General features: G+C 72.9%; 21 protein-coding genes. 20 read left to right on the forward strand and 1 reads right to left on the reverse strand.

The genetic code is table 11. From position 1 onward, the window contains the following. The first annotated feature begins 201 nt into the window (after positions 1 to 201). The 5 genes from ABZ340_RS08575 to ftsH all read left to right on the forward strand — a co-directional run bounded on the left by ABZ340_RS08575 (position 202) and on the right by ftsH (position 8,265). Positions 202 to 1,545, forward strand: coding sequence for an ammonium transporter (locus ABZ340_RS08575; RefSeq protein WP_358780998.1), 1,344 nt, complete (start codon positions 202 to 204; stop codon positions 1,543 to 1,545). Beyond that, complete coding sequence (locus ABZ340_RS08580) at positions 1,542 to 1,880, forward strand: P-II family nitrogen regulator (RefSeq protein ID WP_358780999.1); 339 nt, start codon at positions 1,542 to 1,544, stop codon at positions 1,878 to 1,880. The genes ABZ340_RS08575 and ABZ340_RS08580 overlap by 4 nt, the downstream gene beginning before the upstream one ends. Before the next feature lie 26 nt (positions 1,881 to 1,906). Continuing rightward, the gene (locus ABZ340_RS08585) at positions 1,907 to 4,417 is read left to right on the forward strand and encodes a [protein-PII] uridylyltransferase (protein WP_358781000.1); all 2,511 of its coding nucleotides are present in this window, start codon (positions 1,907 to 1,909) and stop codon (positions 4,415 to 4,417) included. A gap of 219 nt (positions 4,418 to 4,636) precedes the next feature. Further along, positions 4,637 to 6,187: a signal recognition particle protein gene (gene ffh, locus ABZ340_RS08590; protein WP_358781001.1), complete on the forward strand. Its 1,551-nt coding sequence runs from the start codon at positions 4,637 to 4,639 to the stop codon at positions 6,185 to 6,187. A 134-nt stretch (positions 6,188 to 6,321) separates the two neighbouring features. After that, positions 6,322 to 8,265, forward strand: a complete 1,944-nt coding sequence (gene ftsH / locus ABZ340_RS08595) for an ATP-dependent zinc metalloprotease FtsH (RefSeq protein WP_358781002.1) — start codon at positions 6,322 to 6,324, stop codon at positions 8,263 to 8,265. A 27-nt stretch (positions 8,266 to 8,292) separates the two neighbouring features. Here ftsH and ABZ340_RS08600 read toward each other — a convergent pair whose 3' ends face one another. Continuing rightward, on the reverse strand, positions 8,293 to 9,168 hold the full coding sequence (locus ABZ340_RS08600) for an SAM-dependent methyltransferase (RefSeq protein ID WP_358781003.1): 876 nt from the start codon (positions 9,166 to 9,168) through the stop codon (positions 8,293 to 8,295). Positions 9,169 to 10,103: 935 nt separating this feature from the next. Between ABZ340_RS08600 and ABZ340_RS08605 the strand changes: the two genes are divergently transcribed. The 15 genes from ABZ340_RS08605 to dprA all read left to right on the forward strand — a co-directional run bounded on the left by ABZ340_RS08605 (position 10,104) and on the right by dprA (position 21,308). Next, positions 10,104 to 10,700 carry a hypothetical protein gene (locus ABZ340_RS08605; RefSeq protein ID WP_358781004.1) on the forward strand — a complete coding sequence of 199 codons (597 nt, stop codon included), beginning with the start codon at positions 10,104 to 10,106 and terminating at the stop codon, positions 10,698 to 10,700. A gap of 219 nt (positions 10,701 to 10,919) precedes the next feature. Continuing rightward, complete coding sequence (gene rpsP, locus ABZ340_RS08610; protein WP_358781005.1) at positions 10,920 to 11,348, forward strand: 30S ribosomal protein S16; 429 nt, start codon at positions 10,920 to 10,922, stop codon at positions 11,346 to 11,348. 2 nt (positions 11,349 to 11,350) lie between these two features. Further along, positions 11,351 to 11,590: an RNA-binding protein gene (locus tag ABZ340_RS08615; protein WP_030612780.1), complete on the forward strand. Its 240-nt coding sequence runs from the start codon at positions 11,351 to 11,353 to the stop codon at positions 11,588 to 11,590. An 81-nt stretch (positions 11,591 to 11,671) separates the two neighbouring features. After that, the gene (gene rimM / locus ABZ340_RS08620) at positions 11,672 to 12,217 is read left to right on the forward strand and encodes a ribosome maturation factor RimM (RefSeq protein WP_358781006.1); all 546 of its coding nucleotides are present in this window, start codon (positions 11,672 to 11,674) and stop codon (positions 12,215 to 12,217) included. Then, positions 12,214 to 13,047: a tRNA (guanosine(37)-N1)-methyltransferase TrmD gene (trmD, locus tag ABZ340_RS08625; RefSeq protein WP_358781007.1), complete on the forward strand. Its 834-nt coding sequence runs from the start codon at positions 12,214 to 12,216 to the stop codon at positions 13,045 to 13,047. The genes rimM and trmD overlap by 4 nt, the downstream gene beginning before the upstream one ends. A gap of 134 nt (positions 13,048 to 13,181) precedes the next feature. After that, positions 13,182 to 13,532 carry a 50S ribosomal protein L19 gene (gene rplS / locus ABZ340_RS08630; protein WP_358781008.1) on the forward strand — a complete coding sequence of 117 codons (351 nt, stop codon included), beginning with the start codon at positions 13,182 to 13,184 and terminating at the stop codon, positions 13,530 to 13,532. A gap of 45 nt (positions 13,533 to 13,577) precedes the next feature. After that, positions 13,578 to 14,303 (forward strand): signal peptidase I, encoded by a 726-nt coding sequence (lepB, locus tag ABZ340_RS08635; RefSeq protein WP_358781009.1) that lies wholly within the window; start codon positions 13,578 to 13,580, stop codon positions 14,301 to 14,303. Next, a complete protein-coding gene (gene lepB / locus ABZ340_RS08640) occupies positions 14,296 to 15,420 on the forward strand; it encodes a signal peptidase I (RefSeq protein WP_358781010.1) in 1,125 nt (374 codons plus the stop codon). Before lepB (ABZ340_RS08635) ends, lepB (ABZ340_RS08640) begins: the two co-directional genes overlap by 8 nt. Continuing rightward, positions 15,338 to 16,285: a signal peptidase I gene (lepB, locus tag ABZ340_RS08645; protein ID WP_358781011.1), complete on the forward strand. Its 948-nt coding sequence runs from the start codon at positions 15,338 to 15,340 to the stop codon at positions 16,283 to 16,285. The genes lepB (ABZ340_RS08640) and lepB (ABZ340_RS08645) overlap by 83 nt, the downstream gene beginning before the upstream one ends. 116 nt (positions 16,286 to 16,401) lie before the next feature. Continuing rightward, positions 16,402 to 17,178, forward strand: coding sequence for a signal peptidase I (lepB, locus tag ABZ340_RS08650; protein ID WP_358781012.1), 777 nt, complete (start codon positions 16,402 to 16,404; stop codon positions 17,176 to 17,178). Continuing rightward, entirely contained in the window at positions 17,168 to 17,692 is a 525-nt protein-coding gene (locus tag ABZ340_RS08655; protein WP_358781013.1) for an NUDIX hydrolase, read from the forward strand. The genes lepB (ABZ340_RS08650) and ABZ340_RS08655 overlap by 11 nt, the downstream gene beginning before the upstream one ends. A 56-nt stretch (positions 17,693 to 17,748) precedes the next feature. Continuing rightward, the gene (locus ABZ340_RS08660; RefSeq protein WP_018544766.1) at positions 17,749 to 18,057 is read left to right on the forward strand and encodes a DUF2469 domain-containing protein; all 309 of its coding nucleotides are present in this window, start codon (positions 17,749 to 17,751) and stop codon (positions 18,055 to 18,057) included. Between the two features lie 118 nt (positions 18,058 to 18,175). Further along, positions 18,176 to 18,538 (forward strand): YraN family protein, encoded by a 363-nt coding sequence (locus ABZ340_RS08665; protein ID WP_358781014.1) that lies wholly within the window; start codon positions 18,176 to 18,178, stop codon positions 18,536 to 18,538. Next, entirely contained in the window at positions 18,538 to 20,151 is a 1,614-nt protein-coding gene (locus ABZ340_RS08670; protein WP_358781015.1) for a YifB family Mg chelatase-like AAA ATPase, read from the forward strand. Before ABZ340_RS08665 ends, ABZ340_RS08670 begins: the two co-directional genes overlap by 1 nt. Beyond that, the gene (gene dprA, locus ABZ340_RS08675) at positions 20,148 to 21,308 is read left to right on the forward strand and encodes a DNA-processing protein DprA (protein WP_358781016.1); all 1,161 of its coding nucleotides are present in this window, start codon (positions 20,148 to 20,150) and stop codon (positions 21,306 to 21,308) included. Before ABZ340_RS08670 ends, dprA begins: the two co-directional genes overlap by 4 nt. Positions 21,309 to 21,520: the final 212 nt, after the last annotated feature.

The raw sequence follows: 21,520 nt of genomic DNA on the forward strand, positions 1-21,520 counted from the left end.
GGCCGCGCGGCCGGACATCCCGCGGTTCATCGACGCGTAACACGCACGGCGCCTTCGTCACGGCGGCGAAACAACGAGGGGCCCCCACCGAAACCGCGCTGCGCCAGTCTCGTGGCGCAGAACCGGCCCACCCCTCATACCGCTCTGGCATCCGCCCAGGCTTCGCCCGCACGGGGCCGTACCAACGACGAGGAGACGCCGATGGCACCAGCCATCACGCTCGCCGCAGAGACGGAGCTCTCTGCCGCCAACACAGGCTTCATGCTCATCTGCACCGCCCTGGTGATGCTCATGACCCCGGCGCTGGCCTTCTTCTACGGAGGCATGGTCCGCGTCAAGAGCACCCTGAACATGCTGATGATGAGCTTCATCAGCCTCGGGATCGTCACCGTCCTGTGGGTGCTGTACGGCTTCTCCCTCGCCTTCGGCACGGACTCCGGCAGCCTCATCGGCTGGAACTCCGACTGGGTCGGCCTCGGCGGCATCGGCCTGACCGAGCTGTGGGACGGCTACACCGTCCCCGTCTTCGTCTTCTGCGCCTTCCAGCTGATGTTCGCGATCCTCACGCCCGCCCTGATCAGCGGCGCCCTCGCGGACCGGGTGAAGTTCACCGCGTGGGCGCTGTTCGTCGCCCTGTGGGCCACGGTCGTCTACTTCCCGGTCGCCCACTGGGTGTGGGGCGCCGGCGGCTGGGCCTTCGAGCTGGGCGTCATCGACTTCGCCGGCGGTACGGCGGTCCACATCAACGCCGGTGCGGCGGCGCTCGGCGTGATCCTCGTCATCGGCCGGCGGATCGGCTTCAAGAAGGACCCGATGCGCCCGCACAGCCTGCCGCTGGTCATGCTCGGCGCGGGCCTGCTGTGGTTCGGCTGGTTCGGCTTCAACGCCGGCTCCTGGCTGGGCAACGACGACGGCGTCGGCGCGCTGATGTTCGTCAACACCCAGGTCGCCACCGGCGCCGCCATGCTGGCCTGGCTCGCCTACGAGAAGATCCGCCACGGCGCGTTCACCACGCTGGGCGCCGCCTCCGGCGCGGTCGCGGGCCTGGTCGCCATCACCCCGGCCGGCGGCGCGGTCTCCCCGCTCGGCGCGATCGCCGTCGGCGCCGTCGCCGGACTGCTGTGCGCCATGGCCGTCGGCCTGAAGTACAAGCTGAACTACGACGACTCCCTCGACGTCATCGGCGTCCACCTGGTCGGCGGCATCGCCGGCTCCCTCCTGGTCGGCCTCTTCGCCACCGGCAAGGGCCAGTCCGACGTCGCGGGCCTGTTCTACGGCGGCGGCCTGGAGCAGTTCTGGAAGCAGTGCGCCGGAGTCTTCGCCGTCCTCGCCTACTCCCTGGCCGTCTCCGCCCTCCTGGCCTTCGTCCTCGACAAGACGATCGGCATGCGGGTATCGGAGGACGACGAGGTGGCCGGCATCGACCAGGCCGAACACGCCGAGACCGCATACGACTTCAGCGGGGCCGGCGGCGGTGCCGCCCGTACGACCGCCGCGCCGGCCCCCGTGGCCGCCCCGGCCGAGAACAAGAAGGTGGACGCATGAAGCTCATCACCGCCGTCGTCAAGCCGCACCGGCTCGACGAGATCAAGGAGGCCCTCCAGGCCTTCGGCGTGCACGGCCTGACGGTCACCGAGGCCAGCGGCTACGGCCGCCAGCGCGGCCACACCGAGGTCTACCGGGGCGCCGAGTACACCGTCGACCTCGTGCCCAAGATCCGCATCGAGGTGCTGGCCGAGGACGACGACGCCGAACAGCTCATCGACGTGGTGGTCAAGGCGGCCCGCACCGGCAAGATCGGAGACGGCAAGGTCTGGGCCGTCCCGGTCGAGACGGCCGTCCGGGTCCGCACCGGCGAGCGCGGTCCGGACGCCCTCTGACACGGCAGCGGAACAGGAGCCACCGGGTGACGAGTACGGACGTGACGGAAGAAGCAGAGGACTCGGGACCCGGCGGCTACGCGGCGGCCCGGCTGCGCCTCCTCACCGAGAGGTCGCGGTCCGGGCCGCCGCGCCGCAGTGCCCTCGCCGGTCTGACGGACGACTGGCTGGCCGGCCTCTTCGGCGCGGGAGCGGCGGGGCTCAGGGGCGTGGCCCTGGTCGCCGTCGGTGGCTACGGCCGCGGCGAACTGTCCCCGCGCAGCGACCTGGACCTGCTCCTGCTGCACGACGGCGGCGACCCGAAGGCGGTCGCCGCCCTCGCCGACCGCCTCTGGTACCCCGTGTGGGACCTCGGCATCGCCCTCGACCACTCCGTGCGCACCCCCGCCGAGGCGCGGAGGACGGCGGGGGAGGACCTCAAGGTCCACCTCGGCCTGCTGGACGCCCGCCACCTCGCCGGCGACCTCGGCCTGACCGCCGGACTGCGCACCGCCGTCCTCGCCGACTGGCGCAACCAGGCGCCCAGGCGCCTCCCCGAACTCCGGGAGCTGTGCGCCGAACGGGCCGCACGCCAGGGCGAGCTGCAGTTCCTGCTGGAACCGGACCTGAAGGAGGCGCGGGGCGGGCTGCGCGACGCCACCGCCCTGCGTGCCGTCGCCGCCTCCTGGCTCGCCGACGCCCCGCGCGAGGGCCTCGCCGATGCCCGGCGCCGCCTGCTCGACGTACGCGACGCACTGCATCTGGCCACGGGCCGGGCCACCGACCGGCTCGCGCTCCAGGAGCAGGACCAGGTCGCGGCCGAGCTCGGCCTCCTCGACGCCGACACCCTGCTGCGGCAGGTGTACGAGGCGGCCCGCGTCATCGCGTACGCCGGCGATGTCACCTGGCGGGAAGTGGGGCGCGTGCTGCGGTCGCGCGCGGTGCGTCCGCGCCTGCGCAAACTGGCAAGGGAGCGAAGCGACTTCCTCAGAAGGGCGGTGGCGGGCGACGGGAGGGCGCCGAACGGGGGGAAACCGGCCACCGAACGGTCGCCGCTGGCGGAGGGCGTGGTCGAGCAGGACGGCGAGGTGGTGCTCGCCCGCACCGCGCGCCCCGAACGCGACCCCGTGCTCCCGCTGCGCGCCGCGGCCGCCGCCGCGCAGGCCGGGCTCCCGCTCTCCCTGCACGCCGTACGGCGCCTCGCCGCCACCGCGCGCCCCCTGCCCGCGCCCTGGCCCGCCGAGGCGCGCGAGCAGCTCGTCACCCTGCTCGGCTCCGGCCGCCCCACCGTCGAGGTGTGGGAGGCGCTGGAGGCGGAGGGGCTGATCACCCGTCTCCTGCCCGACTGGGAGCGGGTCCGCTGCCGCCCCCAGCGCAACGCCGTGCACCTGTGGACCGTCGACCGGCACCTCATCGAGACCGCCGTCCGCGCCTCCGCGTTCACGCGCCGCGTCAGCCGTCCCGACCTGCTGCTCGTCGCCGCGCTGCTGCACGACATCGGCAAGGGCTGGCCCGGCGACCACTCCGTGGCCGGCGAGATCATCGCCCGCGACGTGGCCGCCCGCATCGGCTTCGACCGCGCGGACACCGCCGTCGTCGCCACCCTCGTACGCCACCACCTGCTGCTCGTCGAGACGGCCACCCGGCGCGACCTGGACGACCCGGACACCGTCCGCGCGGTCGCCGGCGCGGTCGGCACCCAGGGCACGCTGGAGCTGCTGCACGCCCTCACCGAGGCCGACGCCCTGGCCACCGGCCCGGCCGCCTGGTCGTCCTGGCGCGGCTCCCTCGTCGCCGGCCTGGTCGAACGGGTCTCGGCCGTGCTGTCGGGGGACGCCCCCGCCGACCCCGAGGACGCCGCCCCCACCGCGGAACAGGAACGGCTCGCCGTCGAGGCCTTCCGCACGGGCGGCCCGGTGCTGGCGCTGCGGGCCCAGACCGAGCCGCCCGCCGGGGAGACGGCAGGGGAGACGGCCGGGGAACCCGAGCCGCTCGGCGTCGAGCTGCTGATCGCCGTGCCCGACCAGCCGGGCGTGCTGCCCGCCGTCTCCGGTGTCCTGGCCGTGCACCGGCTGACCGTCCGCACCGCCGAGCTGCGCTCCCTGCCGCTGCCGGACGGTGTCGACGGCTCGGTCCTGCTCCTGGACTGGCGGGTCGCCGCCGAGTACGGCTCCCTGCCACAGGCCGCCCGGCTGCGCGCGGACCTGGTGCGCGCCCTGGACGGCTCCCTGGACATCGCCGCCCGCCTCGCCGAACGGGACGCCGCCTACCCCCGGCGCCGGGGCGTGGTCGCGCCGCCGCCGCGGGTGACGGTCGCGTCGGCCGCCTCGCGCCTGGCCACGGTGATCGAGGTGCGTGCGCAGGACGCGCCGGGGCTGCTGTTCCGGATCGGGCGGGCGCTGGAGGAGGCGGGGGTGCGGGTGCGCAGCGCGCACGTGAGCACGCTGGGTGCCAATGCTGTCGACGCGTTCTACGTCACCGGCACCGACGGAGCCCCCCTGCCGGGGGAGGAGGCGGTGGCCGTGGCGCGGAAGCTGGAGGAGACGCTGCGGGCGTGACCTCGCGGTCATGTCGTGCGTTTGTCCGTGCGTGCTCCCCGCCGCCGCGGGGGTGGTCCCAGGATGCCGTCCGGCGCGACCGCTTCCCGGATGTCGTCCCCGCCACTGCGGGGTCGAGTCCCCGCCCGCTGAATGCCGCGGGCGGGGACGATTGTCTTGCACGGCCGGATACCCTGGAAGACGCTCAGACCGCCCCCGACTCCGAGGACCGACGCCGCCGTGTTCGATACCCTTTCCGATCGCCTTTCAGCCACCTTCAAGTCTCTCAGGGGCAAGGGGCGTCTCAGCGAAGCGGACATCGACGCCACGGCGCGCGAGATCCGCATCGCGCTGCTCGAGGCGGACGTGGCCCTGCCGGTCGTCCGGACGTTCATCAAGAACGTCAAGGAACGGGCCATGGGCGCCGAGGTCTCCAAGGCGCTGAACCCGGCCCAGCAGGTCCTCAAGATCGTCAACGACGAGCTCGTCACCATCCTCGGCGGCGAGACCCGGCGCCTGCGCTTCGCCAAGCAGCCGCCCACCGTGATCATGCTCGCCGGTCTCCAGGGTGCCGGTAAGACCACCCTCGCGGGCAAGCTCGGCAAGTGGCTCAAGGAGCAGGGCCACTCGCCGCTGCTGGTCGCCTGCGACCTCCAGCGCCCCAACGCCGTGAACCAGCTCAGCGTGGTCGCCGAGCGCGCCGGTGTCGCCGTCTACGCGCCCGAGCCGGGCAACGGCGTCGGCGACCCGGTCAAGGTCGCCAAGGACTCCATCGAGTTCGCCAAGGCCAGGGTCCACGACATCGTCATCGTCGACACCGCCGGCCGCCTGGGCATCGACCAGGAGATGATGCAGCAGGCCGCCGACATCAGGGACGCCACGCGGCCGGACGAGATCCTCTTCGTCGTCGACGCCATGATCGGCCAGGACGCCGTCAACACCGCCGAGGCCTTCCGCGACGGCGTCGGCTTCGACGGCGTGGTGCTCTCCAAGCTCGACGGCGACGCCCGCGGTGGTGCCGCCCTGTCGATCCGGCAGATCACCGGCAAGCCGATCATGTTCGCGTCGAACGGCGAGAAGCTCGACGACTTCGACGCCTTCCACCCGGACCGCATGGCCTCCCGCATCCTCGACATGGGTGACCTGCTCACCCTGATCGAGCAGGCGGAGAAGACGTTCAGCCAGGAAGAGGCCGCCAAGATGGCCTCCAAGCTGGCGTCCAAGAAGGGCCAGGACTTCACCCTGGACGACTTCCTGGCCCAGATGGAGCAGGTCCGGAAGATGGGCAGCATCAGCAAGCTGCTCGGCATGCTCCCCGGCATGGGCCAGATCAAGGACCAGATCAACAACATCGACGAGCGGGACGTCGACCGCACGGCCGCCATCATCAAGTCGATGACCCCGGCCGAGCGCCAGGACCCGACGATCATCAACGGCTCGCGCCGCGCCCGTATCGCCAAGGGCTCCGGCGTCGAGGTCAGCGCGGTGAAGAACCTGGTCGAGCGGTTCTTCGAGGCCCGCAAGATGATGTCCCGCATGGCCCAGGGCGGCGGCATGCCCGGCATGCCGGGCATCCCGGGCATGGGCGGCGGGCCCGGCCGGGCGAAGAAGCAGCAGAAGAAGGCCAAGGGCAAGCAGCGCTCCGGCAACCCGATGAAGCGCAAGCAGCAGGAGCAGGAGGAGGCCGCCCGCCGCGCCGCCGCGGCACAGAACGGCGGCGCCTTCAACCTGCCCCAGCAGGGCGCCCAGGACTTCGAGCTGCCGGACGAGTTCAAGAAGTTCATGGGCTGACGGAGGCCGGCGAAGGCCGACGGACCGGCCCGCGTCTACGGCACCGGGGGCGCCCCTCGCATCAGGGGGCGCCCCCGGTGCCGTATGCCGTATCCGCGCATGCCCGCGCGGCATTCGTGTCGTAACGTCCGGATATGGCCGACAACTCCCCGCCGCGCAACGCCCCGGAGCCGCCCTGGCGGACCGAGGGCACGCCCGAGGAGCCGCAGAAGCCGCCGCCCGGCGGGCGGCGCATGCGCGGCGGCTGGTGGAGCCTGGTCGTCGCCGCGCTGGTCGTCTACCTCGTCACCAACCTCGTGCTCTCCTTCCTCGACGAGGGCGACGAGCCGACGATCTCCTACACCGAGTTCAGCAGGCAGGTCGATGCGGGCAACGTCAGCAAGATCTACTCCAAGGGCGACGCCATCCAGGGCCAGCTGAAGAAGGCCCGGGACGACCCGGAGGGCGACGGGACCTACACCAAGTTCCAGACCCAGCGCCCGGCCTTCGCCGACGACCGGCTCTGGGAGGACCTGACCCGGCACGACGTCACCGTCACCGCCGAACCGGTCGTGCAGCAGCGCGGCTTCCTCGCCAACCTGCTGATCTCGCTGGCGCCGATGCTGCTGCTGATCGTCCTGTGGATCGTCATCGCCCGGCGGATGCGCGGGGCGATGGGCGGCGCCGGCGGCATGCTCGGCCGCAAGGCACCGCCCAAGCCGGTGGAGCTGGAGCCGGGCCGCGCACGCACCACGTTCGCGGACGTGGCCGGCATCGACGAGGTGGAGGGCGAGCTCAACGACGTCGTCGACTTCCTGAAGAACCCCGACGCCTACCGCCGCATGGGCGCCAAGATGCCCCGCGGCGTCCTGCTGTCCGGCCCGCCCGGCACCGGCAAGACGCTCCTGGCGCGCGCGGTGGCCGGCGAGGCGGGGGTGCCGTTCTTCTCGGCGTCCGCCTCCGAGTTCATCGAGATGATCGTGGGCGTCGGGGCCTCCCGGGTGCGGGAGCTGTTCGCCGAGGCGCGCAAGGTGGCACCGTCGATCATCTTCATCGACGAGATCGACACCATCGGCCGGGCCCGCGGTGGCGGTTCCGGCATGGGCGGCCACGACGAGCGCGAGCAGACGCTGAACCAGATCCTCACCGAGATGGACGGCTTCTCCGGAGCCGAGGGCGTCATCGTCATCGCCGCCACCAACCGCGCCGACATCCTCGACCCCGCCCTGACCCGCCCCGGCCGCTTCGACCGGGTCGTCACCGTCTCCCCGCCGGACCGGGGCGGCCGGGAGGCGATCCTGCGCATCCACACCCGCGCCATCCCGCTCGCCCCCGACGTCGACCTCGGGCAGGTCGCCCGCACCACCCCCGGCATGACCGGCGCCGAGCTCGCCAACCTCGCCAACGAGGCCGCCCTCCTCGCCGTCAAGCGCAAGCAGCGGCGCGTGACGCAGACGGACCTGTCCGACGCCCTGGAGAAGGTCCAGCTCGGTGCCGAACGCGCGCTGGTCATGCCCGAGGAGGAGCGCCGGCGCACCGCCTACCACGAGAGCGGCCACGCCCTGCTCGGCATGCTCCAGCCGGGCGCCGACCCCGTCCGCAAGATCACCATCGTCCCGCGCGGGCGCGCGCTCGGCGTGACCCTGTCGACGCCGGACTCGGACAAGTACGCGTACACCGAGGAGTACCTGCGCGGACGCATCATCGGCGCGCTCGGCGGCATGGCGGCCGAGCACGTCGTCTACGGCGTCATCACCACCGGCTCCGAGAACGACCTGGAACAGGTCACCCGGATCGTCCGCGGCATGGTCGCCCGCTGGGGCATGAGCGAACGCGTCGGCCGCCTCTCCGCCCTCCCGAACGACGCCCAGCAGACCTACGGGCTCGCCGCCGCCCCGCAGACCCTCGACGCGATCGACGGCGAGATGCGGCGGATCGTCGACGAGTGCTACGAGGAGGCCTGCCGCAAGCTGCGCGACCACCGCGGGCAGCTCGACGCGCTCGCCCGGGCCCTGCTGGAGAACGAGACGCTGGAGGAGGCGGACGCCTACCGGATCGCCGGGATCACGCGCCTGCGCAAGGACGCCCCGGAGACCTGACGGTCCCGCGCCGCACCCCGGCGGAGGTCACGGGACGCGGGCGATCAGGTACCGGAACACGTTCGGCATCCACACCGTCCCGTCCTCGCGCCGGTACGCGTGCAGCGCCTCCGCCAGCTCCTTGTCCACCTGCTCCCGGTCCGTCGCGGTGACCGCCGCGTCGAACAGCCCCGTCGACAGCAGGCCCCGTACCGCGCTGGCGACGTCGGCGTACCCGAAGGGACAGGCCACCCGTCCCGAGCCGTCCGGCCGCAGACCGGCGCGCTGGGCGACCTCCTCCAGGTCGTCGCGCAGCGCCGGCCGCCAGCTGCCCGCGCTGCGCAGCGGATCGGCCAGCTTGGTGGCCACCCGCAGCACGGACGACGTGGCGCAGCGCTCCGGCGGCCCCCAGCCGGCCAGCACCACCGGCGCCCCCCGCTCGGCGAGCGGCGTCGCCTGCGCGAGCAGCTCGCCCAGCCCCTCCGCGTCACCGGCCAGGCACCCGATGGGCTCGAAGGCGGTCACCAGGGTGTACGCGGCGCGGCCGGCGTCGTCCGTGCCGTCCACGTCCCGGGGCGAGCCCTCGACGATCCGGGTGTCCGCACGCGCGCGCGTGTGCTCCGCCCCCGCCGCGCCGGGCAGCAGCCGCTCCCGCGCGAGGGCCAGCCGTTCCGGTGCGCGGGAGTCGACACCGGTGACCGCGGCACCCCGGGAGGCGGCCATCAGCAGGGCCAGCCCGGAACCGCAGCCGAGCCCCAGCAGTCGTGTGCCGGTCCCCACGTCCAGTCGCTCGTAGACGGCCTCGTAGAGCGGTACGAGCATCCGCTCCTGGATCTCGGACCAGTCACGCGCGCGTGCCCGCAGGTCCACGCGGGGCGCCGCCCCGGCGTGAGATGGGTGCTGCCGCACGAGCGTAGGTGTCATAGGAAAGCGCCCCAATCGCCGAGAGTTCTCGCAAGTTGCCGCTGTGCCCTGTTGTCGGTGGCCCCCGTGCGGTGCGCCCGCACTCCCCGTATGCCAGGAAACTCCGGGCTCGCCGTGACGTCCAGTGGTCGAGGGGACCGGTTTGCGTAATCGGCGGGTGCGTGGCGAGATTTCACCTCCCTGCAACCTGCCCGCACCATCGAGGCCCGGCCGGGGCGCCCGCCCCCACGCTCCGGGCCGACGGCTCCCCGCGCCGGTGCCGGGAGCCGGCCGCCGGGACCGGACCGGCCGGCGACGTCCCGGTGCGCGGCACCAGGGTGATCCGGCCGCACGGGCAGGGGCCCGAGGAGGCGGACCCGGCGGGAGACGGACGCACGCATCAAGGCGGTGGGCGCCTCCAGCGGGACGTGCGCGCCGGTTTCACGGCCGACGTCCCCGTCCTCGCGGCGAAGGACGGCGAGGCGGTTCCGGCCAAGGTCCGCGAGTTCGGCGACCGGCGGCGGGCCGCGGGCGACGGGCGGCCGGGCCCGCCTGCCGCGGGCGGTGCCCGGCGGGAAGGGCGAGGCCGGGCCGGCCGGGCCCGCGGTGACCGCACGGCGTTCGGTCGCCGAGGGCGGGCCGGTGCCGGACGCCGGCACCCCACCCGGTAACGTCGTCGGCGCGCGTGTTCACCAAGATGGTGTCCTCCGGCGCGCACGCGGCCGAAACGCCCCTTGCGCACCGGCGCACTCCGCACGACCCGGCGTGTGGACACGCGCTACACGCGGGCGCGTACGGCGGGCTACGCACCACCTTGGTACGAGCTGTGCGGCTTCTCCGCAGATCGGCGCACCCGCCCTCGTCGGCGCGCATCAGCGGCAACTGACGGGTACGAGCAAAATATTTGGGATGCCCCGGAATAGGAACACAGCGGCACCCCGGCTCGTTGCCATTACGTGAGCACGACACCACCTGTTCTCGCCGCAGAGCTGGCGCAGGCGTGGGCCGACATTCAGCGGCACCACCCCGAGCTGCCCGATCTTGCCGCGCCCGAGTCCCTGATCGGAGAGTCGTCGTCCGCCTGCGGGCACACCCTCTCCTTCGAACGACTGCTCCATGAGGCAGTCCACGGCATCGCCGCGGCGCGCGGTGTACGCGACACCTCCCGCGCCGGCCGGTACCACAACCGCAGATTCCTCGCGATCGCCGAGGAGCTGGGCCTGGACCACCCCGAGGAGCCGCACCCGAGCAGCGGTTTCTCGCTGGTCACGCTCACCCCCGAGGCGAAGCGCCGCTACCGCCCGACGATCGAGCGCCTCCAGCGCGCCCTGAAGGCCCACTCCGCGGCGACCGCCGCCGACTCCGCCCGCACCTTCCGCGGCCCGGCCGCCCGTCACGGCTCCTCCGGCGGCGGCGTGCGCGTGAAGGCCGTCTGCGACTGCGGCCGCAACGTACGGGTGGTCCCGTCCGTGCTGGCCCAGGCCCCGATCGTGTGCGGCGGCTGCGGGAAGCCGTTCCGGATCCCGGAGGTCGTGGGCGCGGCGGCCGGCTGAGAGCGCGGCCGTTCGCGGCAGCCGCGTCCGCGCTTCCGGTCCGGCGCCCCCGGGCCGGAAGCGGTCCGCGAGGTGTGGCAGAATGGCTAGCTGTACTCGACAGCCGCATAGGACCCCTCTCTCCTCCGGCTGACGCGTCCATCGGGCACTCGGGTACCGCAACCCCACGCGGCTCTCTCGCCGTGCCCAACCACGTCAATTCCAGGAGAACCCACTCCCGTGGCAGTCAAGATCAAGCTGAAGCGTCTGGGCAAGATCCGTTCGCCTCACTACCGCATCGTCGTCGCCGACTCCCGTACCCGCCGTGACGGCCGGGCCATCGAGGAGATCGGCAAGTACCACCCGACGTACAACCCGTCGGTGATGGAGGTCGACAGCGAGCGCGTGGCGTACTGGCTCTCTGTCGGCGCCCAGCCCACCGAGCCCGTGCTCGCCATCCTGAAGAAGACCGGCGACTGGCAGAAGTTCAAGGGCGAGCCCGCCCCGGCTCCGCTGCTGCAGCCGGCCGAGAAGCCGGCGCGCCCGTCGTTCGAGGCCATCAGCGGTGAGGACGAGGGCAAGGGTGAGGCCATCACCCAGAAGAAGAAGGCCGAGAAGAAGGACGAGGCTGCGACCGAGTCTTCTTCGGCTGAGTCGACCGAGGCCTGAGCATGCTCGAGGAGGCTCTCGAGCACCTCGTGAAGGGCATCGTCGACAACCCTGACGATGTGCAGGTCGCCTCGCGCAACCTGCGCCGTGGGCGTGTGCTCGAGGTCCGGGTCCACCCGGACGACCTCGGAAAGGTGATCGGCCGCAACGGCCGCACCGCACGCGCTCTGCGCACCGTCGTGGGCGCCATCGGCGGCCGCGGCGTCCGCGTCGACCTGGTCGACGTGGACGACGTCCGCTGACGCTTATCGCAACCGGCTCGGGCCGGGGAGGGCCACAGGGCCGTCCCCGGCCCGTAGTCGTATGACAGGAGATTCACACAAGTGCAGCTGGTAGTCGCTCGCATCGGCCGCGCCCACGGCATCAAGGGCGAGGTCACCGTCGAGGTCCGTACCGACGAGCCGGAACTGCGGCTCGCCCCCGGCGCCGTCCTGGCCACCGACCCCGCCTCGGCCGGGCCGCTGACCATCGAGACGGGCCGCGTCCACAGCGGCCGTCTCCTGCTGCGCTTCGAGGGCGTGCACGACCGCAACGCCGCCGAGGCCCTGCGCAACACCCTCCTGATCGCCGAGGTGGACCCCGAGGAGCTGCCCGAGGAGGAGGACGAGTACTACGACCACCAGCTGATCGACCTCGACGTCGTCACCGAGGACGGGACGGAGGTCGGCCGGATCACCGAGATCTCCCACCTGCCCTCCCAGGATCTGTTCGTGGTGGAGCGCCCCGACGGCAGCGAGGTCTTCGTGCCGTTCGTGGCGGAGATCGTCACCGAGATCGACCTGGAGGAGCAGCGGGCCGTCATCGCCCCGCCGCCGGGCCTCATCGACGACCGGGCCGAGATCGCCTCGTCGAGGGACGAGAACGCATGAGGCTCGACGTCGTCACGATCTTCCCCGAGTACCTGGAACCGCTGAACGTCTCCCTCGTCGGCAAGGCCCGCGCGCGCGGGCAGCTGAACGTGCACGTCCACGACCTGCGCGCGTGGACGTACGACCGGCACAACACCGTCGACGACACCCCGTACGGCGGCGGCCCCGGCATGGTGATGAAGACCGGGCCGTGGGGCGACGCGCTGGACACCGTCCTGGCCGACGGCTACGAGACGGGCTCGGGCGAACCCGCCCTCGTCGTGCCCACCCCCAGCGGCCGTCCCTTCACCCAGGAACTCGCCGTCCACCTCTCCGGGCGTCCCTGGCTGATCTTCACGCCCGCCCGCTACGAGGGCATCGACCGGCGCGTCGTCGACGAGTACGCCACCCGCATGCCCGTCTACGAGGTCTCCATCGGCGACTACGTCCTCGCCGGCGGCGAGGCGGCCGTCCTCGTCGTCACCGAGGCGGTGGCGCGGCTGCTGCCCGGCGTCCTCGGCAACGCCGAGTCCCACCGCGACGACTCCTTCGCCCCCGGCGCCATGGCCAATCTCCTCGAAGGACCCGTCTACACCAAGCCGCCCCTGTGGCGCGGCCGGGACATCCCCGAGGTGCTGCTCAGCGGCCACCACGGGAAGATCGCCCGCTGGCGCCGCGACGAGGCCCTCAAGCGCACCACGGCCCACCGGCCCGACCTGATCGAGCGCTGCGACCCCAAGACCTTCGACAAGAAGGACCGGGAGATGCTCTCCATCCTGGGCTGGGAACCGGACCCGGCGGGGGAGCCGTACGGCCGATTTTGGCGCAGGACCGGGGGCGTGGAAGAATAGGCCGCTGCTGTGCGTCCGTCCGGCGTGTGCCCCTGCCACAGGGGGAGACGACGCCCGCTCCGACCCGCACGGCCCCGATCCGAACCACCTAGTCCCGTTGATGACCTGTGGCATCAGCGAAGAAAGCAGACGAAATGTCTCACCTGCTCGACTCCGTCGACTCCGCGTCGCTGCGCAGCGACGTCCCGGCCTTCCGTCCGGGTGACACCGTCAACGTCCACGTCCGCGTCATCGAGGGCAACCGCTCCCGTGTGCAGCAGTTCAAGGGCGTGGTCATCCGCCGCCAGGGTTCCGGCGTGCGCGAGACCTTCACGGTCCGCAAGGTCTCCTTCTCCGTCGGCGTCGAGCGCACCTTCCCGGTGCACACCCCGATCGTGGAGAAGATCGAGCTCGTCACCCGCGGTGACGTGCGTCGCGCCAAGCTGTACTACCTGCGCGAGCTGCGCGGCAAGGCGGCGAAGATCAAGGAGAAGCGCGAGAGCTGAGCGCGCTCGGGGGTCCACAGCGGGGCCGGATAGCATCTGGCCCCGATGGACACCGAAGCACAGCCGACGGAGCGCGACCGCTCCCCCCGCCCTTCCGACGCCGAGGACACCTCGGAACCGGAGGAGCGGGAGGGACGGTCGCGTTTCGCGTTGGCGGACCGCGTCACGGAGTGGGTCCCCGGCGGCTGGATCACCGTGACCCTGCTGGCCTCGCTGCTCTGCCTGCTGCTGGTCTTCACCTTCGTCCTGCAGCCGTTCCGGATCCCCAGCGGGTCCATGGAGGGCGGGCTGCGGATCGGCGACCGCGTGCTCGTCAACAAGCTGGCCTACCGCTTCGGGGACCGGCCGCGGCGGGGCGACGTCGTCGTGTTCGACGGGACCGGGTACTTCGGGCACGGCGACTACATCAAACGCGTTGTCGGAGTGGGCGGAGACCACGTGGTCTGCTGCGACGGCGAGGGGAGGATCGAGGTGAACGGACGGCCGGTCGACGAGTCGGAGTTCCTGTACCCCGGGGACAGCCCTTCCACGGTCCGCTTCGACGTCGTCGTGCCCGACGGCACGCTGTTCGTCCTCGGTGACCACCGCAGCGACTCCAGCGACTCCCGGGACCACCTGGGCTCGCCGGGCGGCGGCATGATCCCCGTGGACGAGGTGATCGGCCGCGCCGACTGGATCGTCTGGCCCTTCGGTCACGCCACCCGCCTGGACCGCCCCGGCGGCTACGCGCGCGTGCCCGCCGCGCGGGCGGGGGAGGGCGGCCATGGGTAGCCGCGGCAGGCCCCGGCGCGGCGCCTCCGACGGCCCGGCGGGCGACCCGCCGCCCGGCGGCTCCCGGCGCGCCGGCGGGCGGACGGGCGGCCGGACCCGCGCCGAGCGGCGCAAGCTCCAGCGCAAGGTCAAACGGCGCCGCAGACGCAGCGCGATGAAGGAGATACCGCTCCTCGTCGGCGTCGCCGTCCTCATAGCACTGGTGCTGAAGACCTTCCTCGTCCAGGCCTTCGTGATCCCCTCGGGCTCCATGGAGCAGACCATCCGGATCGGCGACCGGGTCCTGGTCGACAAGCTCACCCCCTGGTTCGGCTCCGAACCCGAACGCGGGGACGTCGTCGTCTTCCGCGATCCCGGCGGCTGGCTCCAGGGCGAGCAGTCCGCCGAGCAGGACGATCCGGTCGTCGTCAAGCAGATCAAGGAAGGTCTCACCTTCATCGGCCTGCTGCCCTCCGACGACGAGAAGGACCTCATCAAGCGGGTCGTCGGCGTGGGCGGCGACCGCGTCCGGTGCTGCGACGCGCAAGGGCGGATCACCGTCAACGGCGTCCCCCTCGACGAGGGCTACCTCCACCCCGGAGACGTCCCCTCCACCATCCGGTTCGACGTCACGGTCCCCGAGGGGCGGCTGTGGGTGATGGGCGACCACCGGTCCAACTCGGCCGACTCCCGCGTCCACCAGGACCGCGAGTACGGCGGTACGGTCTCCGAGGACCAGGTGGTCGGACGGGCCATGGTCATCGCCTGGCCGTTCGGCCACTGGAGCACCCTGGGGGAGCCGGAGACGTACGCGGCCGTGTCCGACGCGGCCTCCGGATCGACCGCCGGGCCCCGCCTGTCGCATAGGGTTGCCCCCGACGATCCGAACGGAATGATCCAGCTCCCGAGCCCTGCGGAACTCCCGCTCGTTATGGGAGTGGTGGGCCTGCGCCGCACATGGGGCAGGCGGCGGCACAGAGTGAGGAGTTGGCGTGGGGGATGTGGCGGTCGGCGCACGGTCCGGACACGACGGCGAGGAACACCGCGGACGCCCCGTGGAAGCGGCCGGCCCGGCCGCGGACACCACCGCGGCCTCCGGGAGCGGATCCGGGACGGCGGCTTCCGGGACGACGACTGAGGACGGCACGGTGACGGGCGAACAGACCGGCGGAAACGAGGACCGGGGGCCGGGCGGAGCGCCGCCCCCCAAGGAGGCCAGGAAACAGCGTTCCTTCTGGAAGGAACTGCCGATCCTGATCGGCATCGCGCTCGTGCTGGCGCTGCTGATCAAGACGTTCCTGGTGCAGGCGTTCTCGATCCCCTCCGACTCGATGCAGAACACCCTCCAGCAGGGCGACCGGGTCCTGGTCGACAAGCTCACCCCCTGGTTCGGTTCCGAACCCGAGCGCGGCGAGGTCGTCGTCTTCCACGACCCCGACGACTGGCTGGCGGGCGAGCCGACGCCCGACCCCAACCCGTTGCAGAGTTTCCTCAGCTGGATCGGCCTGATGCCGTCCGTCGAGGAGAAGGACCTGATCAAGCGGGTGATCGGTGTCGGCGGCGACACGGTCGAGTGCAAGGGCTCCGGCCCGCTCAAGGTCAACGGCAAGGCACTGGACGACCGGGACTTCGTCTACCCCGGCAACACCCCGTGCAGCGTCGACGACAACGGCGGCCAGTTCAAGGTCGAGGTCCCCAAGGGCTACATCTGGGTCATGGGCGACCACCGCCAGAACTCGCGGGACTCCCGCTACAACCGCTCCGACAAGCACAACGGCATGGTCCCGGTGGACGAGGTCGTCGGCCGCGCCATCGTGGTCGCCTGGCCGGTCAACCGCTGGGCCACCCTGCCGGTGCCGGACACCTTCGACCAGCCCGGCCTGAACGCCGCCCCCGCGGCGGCCGGCGCCCTGTCGGTCGCGCCGCAGGGCCTCGCCCTCGCCGGCGTCGTGCCGGTCGCGCTGTGGCGGCGCCGGCGGATCGCCCCCGCCGAGACCCGCTGAGGGCTTTCCCGGAGGACTTCCGGGAGACCTTCCGGGAGGACGGGCCGTACGCGGGCGGGTCCCGATCGCCGGGGAAGGGCTGACCTCCCGGGTACCGCCGGGTAGGGTGCGGATCCATGGGCGGCGAGAGCATGACACGTACGGCACCGCACGGCGGTGGCGCCACCACGGGCCCGGCGGGCGGCCGGGCCGGGCAGCGGCTGTCCGGGCTGGCCGTGGCGCTGGGCCTGGTGCTGTTCCTCGGCGGCTTCGCCTGGGGAGCGGTGGTCTACCGGCCGTACACCGTGCCGACCGGTTCGATGGCGCCGACCATCGACGCCGGCGACCGGGTCCTGGCGCAGCGCATCGGCGGCGAGGACGTCCGCCGCGGCGACGTCGTCGTCTTCAAGGACGCCACCTGGGCCGATGCCCCCATGGTCAAGCGTGTGGTCGCCGTCGGCGGTGACACCGTCGCCTGCTGCCAGGACGGCAGGCTGACGGTCGACGGCAAGAAGATCGACGAGCCCTACCTGCCCGAGGGGGCCGCGGCCGAGGACGGCTCCTTCCCGGCCGTGACCGTCCCGAAGGGACGGCTGTTCCTGCTCGGCGACGAGCGCGGCACCTCCCTGGACTCCACCGCCCACCTGACCGAGGCGGCCCACGGCACCGTCGCGGTCGGCGCCGTCGAGGCGCGGGTCGACGCCGTCGCCTGGCCCATGGACGGCATGCTCCGGCCGGCGACCGGCTTCGAGGCGCTCGGCCCCCTCTCCTCGCCCGGCCCGCTCCGGACGATCGTGGCGCTGGTGATCGCCGGCGTGGTGCTGATCTTCGGCGGCGCGGCCTACGGTCCGCTCGCCAAGCGGGCCGCCGCCTCCCGCGCCCGGACCGGGAGGGAGGCGGCCGGTGCCCGCTGAGACGACGCGGGCGGGGCAGGACACGTACGAGGGCGGGCTGCGCAAGGTCGCCCGGGTGGTGCTGCTCGACCCGCGGGACCGCATCCTGCTGCTGCACGGTCACGAGCCGGACGACCCGGCCGACGACTGGTGGTTCACGCCCGGCGGCGGCGTGGAGGGCGACGAGACCCGGGAACAGGCCGCCCTGCGGGAACTGGCCGAGGAGACCGGGATCACCGAGGTCGAGCTCGGCCCGGTGCTGTGGCGACGGCGGTGCTCCTTCCCCTTCGCCGGCCGCCGCTGGAACCAGGACGAGTGGTACTACCTGGCCCGTACGGACCGGACGGCGACCGTGGCCGCGGGTCTGACCGAGCTGGAACGGCGCAGCGTCGTGGGAGCGCGCTGGTGGACGTACCAGGAACTGGCCCGGGCACATGAGACGGTGTATCCGAACAGACTCGCCGAGCTGCTGCGCACGCTGCTCGACGAAGGTCCCCCGGCCGGGCCCGTGACCCTTGACCCGGAAATCGTCTAGGGGCTCACGGGACTGGCGCACAATGGTGGGATCGCACGGCTGAAGGGGAACATGCCATGAGCGCCGAGGACCTCGAGAAGTACGAGACCGAGATGGAGCTCAAGCTCTACCGGGAGTACCGCGATGTCGTCGGTCTGTTCAAATACGTGATCGAGACCGAGCGGCGTTTCTACCTGACCAACGACTACGAGATGCAGGTCCACTCGGTCCAGGGCGAGGTGTTCTTCGAGGTCACCATGGCGGACGCGTGGGTGTGGGACATGTACCGGCCGGCGCGCTTCGTGAAGCAGGTACGCGTGTTGACGTTCAAGGACGTGAACATCGAGGAGCTCAACAAGAGTGACCTGGAGCTGCCGAGTGGGTGACGCCGGGTGGTCCGTCCCCCGTGTGGGTGAGTGAGTTTTCCACAATCGCCGAGCCGTCCACCAAGATCCAACAGCTCGTCGGCCCGCCCGCATCGTAGGCACCGGAGGTGGTGCCGAGATGAACGCACGAGGAGCGCTGGGCAGGTACGGCGAGGATCTGGCCGCACGGCGGCTGTCCGAGGCCGGGATGACGGTCCTGGAGCGCAACTGGCGCTGCGGCAGGACCGGTGAGATCGACATCGTGGCCCGGGACGGGGACGCCCTGGTCTTCTGCGAGGTGAAGACCCGCCGGGGCGGCTGCTTCGAACATCCGATGGCCGCCGTGACCCCGGAGAAGGCCGAGCGGCTGCGGCGGCTCGCCGAGCGCTGGATCCACACCCATGGCGGAGCGCCGCCCGGCGGCGCCCGGATCGACCTGATCGGCGTGGTGCTGCCGGAGCGCGGAGCCCCGGTCGTCGAGCACGTGCGGGGGGTGGCGTGATGGGGTTCGCGCGGACGTGCTCGGTGACCCTGGTCGGGGTCGAGGGCGTGGTCGTCGAGGTCCAGGCCGACCTCGAACCGGGCGTCGCGACGTTCACGCTGGTGGGACTGCCCGACAAGAGCCTGTCGGAGAGCCGGGACCGGGTGCGGGCCGCCGTGGTCAATTCCGGGGCCGAGTGGCCCCAGAAGAAGCTCACGGTGGGCCTCAGCCCGGCGTCGGTGCCCAAGGCGGGCAGCGGCTTCGACATCGCCGTCGCCAGCGCCGTCCTCGGCGCCGCCGAGCGGATCGACCCCCGTGTGCTCGCCGACATCGTGATGATCGGCGAACTGGGCCTGGACGGGCGGGTCAGGCCGGTCCGGGGCATCCTGCCGGCGGTGCTGGCCGCGGCGGACGCCGGTTTCGAACAGGTGGTCGTACCGGAGTGCGCCGCCGCGGAGGCGTCCTTGGTGCCCGGAGTCTCGGTGCTGGGGGTACGCACCCTCCGCCAGCTGATCGCCGTCCTCGCGGACGAACCCGTGCCCGACGAGGAGCCGGACGAACAGGGCCGCCCCGACCCCCTGGCGGCCGGCCTGCGCGTGCCCGGCGCGGGCATCCACCTCGTCGGAGCGGCGCCGTCCGACCACGGCCACGACCTCGCCGACGTCGTCGGCCAGACCTCGGCGCGCACGGCGGTGGAGGTCGCCGCGGCCGGCGGGCACCACCTCTTCCTGGAGGGACCCCCGGGCGCCGGGAAGACGATGCTCGCCGAACGGCTCCCCGCGCTCCTGCCCCGGCTCGGCCGCAAGGAGTCGCTGGAAGTCACGGCCGTGCACTCGGTCGCGGGCCTGCTGCCACCGGGCAAACCACTGATCGACGCGGCCCCGTACTGCGCCCCGCACCACTCGGCCACGATGCAGGCTCTGGTCGGCGGCGGCCCCGGCATCGCCCGGCCCGGCGCCGTCTCGCTCGCCCACCGGGGCGTGCTGTTCCTGGACGAGACGCCCGAGTTCAGCAGCCACGCCCTGGACGCACTGCGGCAGCCCCTGGAGGCCGGGCACGTCGTCATCGCGCGCAGCGCGGGCGTCGTACGGTTCCCCGCGAAATTCCTCATGGTGCTCGCCGCCAACCCCTGCCCCTGCGGGCGCTTCTCGCAGACGGACACCCTGTGCGAGTGCCCGCCCTCGGCGGTCCGCCGCTACCAGGCCAGGCTCTCCGGACCGCTGCTGGACCGCGTCGACCTGCGCGTCGAGGTCGACCGCGTCACCCGCACCGAACTGGCGGCGCGCGGTGCCCCCGGCGAATCCACCGCGACCGTCGCCGCACGCGTCAGGGCGGCCCGGGAGCGGGCCGGCGCACGCCTGGCCGGCACGCCCTGGCGCAGCAACAGCGAGATCCCCGGACACGAACTGCGCCACCGCTGGCCGGCCGCGCCGGGGGCGATGGACGAGGCGGAGCGGAGCCTGGAACGGGGCTTCTTGACCGCCCGCGGCCTCGACCGGGTGCTCCGCGTCGCCTGGACCGTCGCCGACCTCGCCGGCCACGACCGGCCCGGCGCCACGGACGTGGCCCTGGCGCTCCAGCTGCGGACCGGCGTGCCCCGCGGCGTGCCCATGGCCATCGGGGCGCTGACGTGAACGCCGGGGACGGCGTGGACCCCGAACTGCTCGACCGCGTCCTCCTCACCCGGGTCCTCGAGCCCGGCGACGAGACCGGCGGGCGGTGGGTGCGGGAGCACGGCGTGCGGGAGGTGGCCCGGCGGCTGCGCGCGGACGGGGCGGCCCTGCCGGGCGTGAGCGCGAAGCGCTGGGCGGGGCTGCGGGCGCGGGCCGAGCGGGCCGATCCGCGCGGCGACCTGGCCGCCGCGCGTGCGGCGGACGTGCGGTTCGTGCGTCCCGGCACCGTCGAATGGCCGGGACAGCTCGACGACCTCGGGGACGCGCGGCCGCTGGGGCTGTGGGTGCGCGGACGGCCCGACCTGCGGATGTGGGCGCTGCGGTCGGTGGCCGTCGTCGGCGCCCGCGCCTGCACCGCGTACGGCACCCACATGGCGGCCACGCTCGCCGCCGGCCTCGCCGAACGAGGCTGGGTCGTGGTCTCCGGCGGCGCCTACGGAGTCGACGGCGCCGCCCACCGAGGGGCCCTCGGCGCGGGCGGCGCCACCGTCGCCGTGCTCGCCTGCGGCGTCGACCGGCCCTACCCGCGCGGACACGCCGGGCTGATCGGCCGGATCGCGGACCAGGGACTGGTGGTGGGGGAGCTGCCGCCGGGCGAGCACCCGACGCCGAGCAGATTCGTCCTGCGCAACCGGGTGATCGCCGCGCTCACCCGCGGCACCGTGGTCGTCGAGGCGGCACACCGCAGCGGCTCGCTGGTCACGGCCCGCGCGGCCCAGCGCCTGGGCCGGCACACGATGGGCGTACCCGGCCCGGCCACCAGCGGGCTCTCCGCGGGCGTGCACGAACTGCTGCGCGGGGACGCCACCCTCGTCACCGACGCCGCCGACGTCGTCGAGCTGGTCGGGGCCATGGGGGAGCTGGCCCCGGAGCGACGCGGCCCGGTGCTCCCCGCCGACCTGCTGCCCGGGCCCGCCCGCCAGGTCCTGGCCGCCCTGCCGGCGCGCCGGACGGCGGCGCCGTCCGAGATCGCGAGGGGCGCCCGGACGACGGAGGACGACGCGATCGCGAGACTGTACGAGCTTCGAGCACTCGGTTACGTCGAACGACACGACGACGGCTGGAAGTTGACACGCCAGGCAGTGATGTCCAGCCGGGCCGGCCGGCCGCCAAGTTGACCGAGCGTGTTCGGCCGTCCGAGGGAACGCCGACAACCTTGGGAATCACCGCAGTTGAGGCAGGTGAGTGATCACGCAGAGCGATCATCATGCCTCCGGTGCGGTGTCCCGCGGAACGTATCGGCGTACGATTCCCCCTCCGCTCTTCGCGCACCGCGACGCCCCAGTCACGCTACGCTCACGAGGACCCCCACACAGATCGGCAAGCGGGC

Origin of the sequence: Streptomyces sp. NPDC006134 (assembly GCF_040628835.1) — a bacterium.
In the GTDB taxonomy this organism is placed as follows: Bacteria; Actinomycetota; Actinomycetes; order Streptomycetales; family Streptomycetaceae; genus Streptomyces.

Excerpts from the sequence above, each read along its gene's own strand:
- ABZ340_RS08660 (WP_018544766.1), top strand. The coding sequence starts at position 17,749 with ATGAGCGCCGAGGACCTCGAGAAGTACGAGACCGAGATGGAGCTCAAG.
- ABZ340_RS08665 (WP_358781014.1), top strand. The coding sequence starts at position 18,176 with ATGAACGCACGAGGAGCGCTGGGCAGGTACGGCGAGGATCTGGCCGCA.
- trmD (WP_358781007.1), top strand. The coding sequence starts at position 12,214 with ATGAGGCTCGACGTCGTCACGATCTTCCCCGAGTACCTGGAACCGCTG.
- ABZ340_RS08575 (WP_358780998.1), top strand. The coding sequence starts at position 202 with ATGGCACCAGCCATCACGCTCGCCGCAGAGACGGAGCTCTCTGCCGCC.
- lepB (WP_358781010.1), top strand. The coding sequence starts at position 14,296 with ATGGGTAGCCGCGGCAGGCCCCGGCGCGGCGCCTCCGACGGCCCGGCG.
- ftsH (WP_358781002.1), top strand. The coding sequence starts at position 6,322 with ATGGCCGACAACTCCCCGCCGCGCAACGCCCCGGAGCCGCCCTGGCGG.
- ABZ340_RS08580 (WP_358780999.1), top strand. The coding sequence starts at position 1,542 with ATGAAGCTCATCACCGCCGTCGTCAAGCCGCACCGGCTCGACGAGATC.
- rplS (WP_358781008.1), top strand. The coding sequence starts at position 13,182 with ATGTCTCACCTGCTCGACTCCGTCGACTCCGCGTCGCTGCGCAGCGAC.
- lepB (WP_358781009.1), top strand. The coding sequence starts at position 13,578 with ATGGACACCGAAGCACAGCCGACGGAGCGCGACCGCTCCCCCCGCCCT.
- ABZ340_RS08600 (WP_358781003.1), bottom strand. The coding sequence starts at position 9,168 with ATGACACCTACGCTCGTGCGGCAGCACCCATCTCACGCCGGGGCGGCG.
- ABZ340_RS08615 (WP_030612780.1), top strand. The coding sequence starts at position 11,351 with ATGCTCGAGGAGGCTCTCGAGCACCTCGTGAAGGGCATCGTCGACAAC.
- lepB (WP_358781012.1), top strand. The coding sequence starts at position 16,402 with ATGGGCGGCGAGAGCATGACACGTACGGCACCGCACGGCGGTGGCGCC.
- ABZ340_RS08670 (WP_358781015.1), top strand. The coding sequence starts at position 18,538 with ATGGGGTTCGCGCGGACGTGCTCGGTGACCCTGGTCGGGGTCGAGGGC.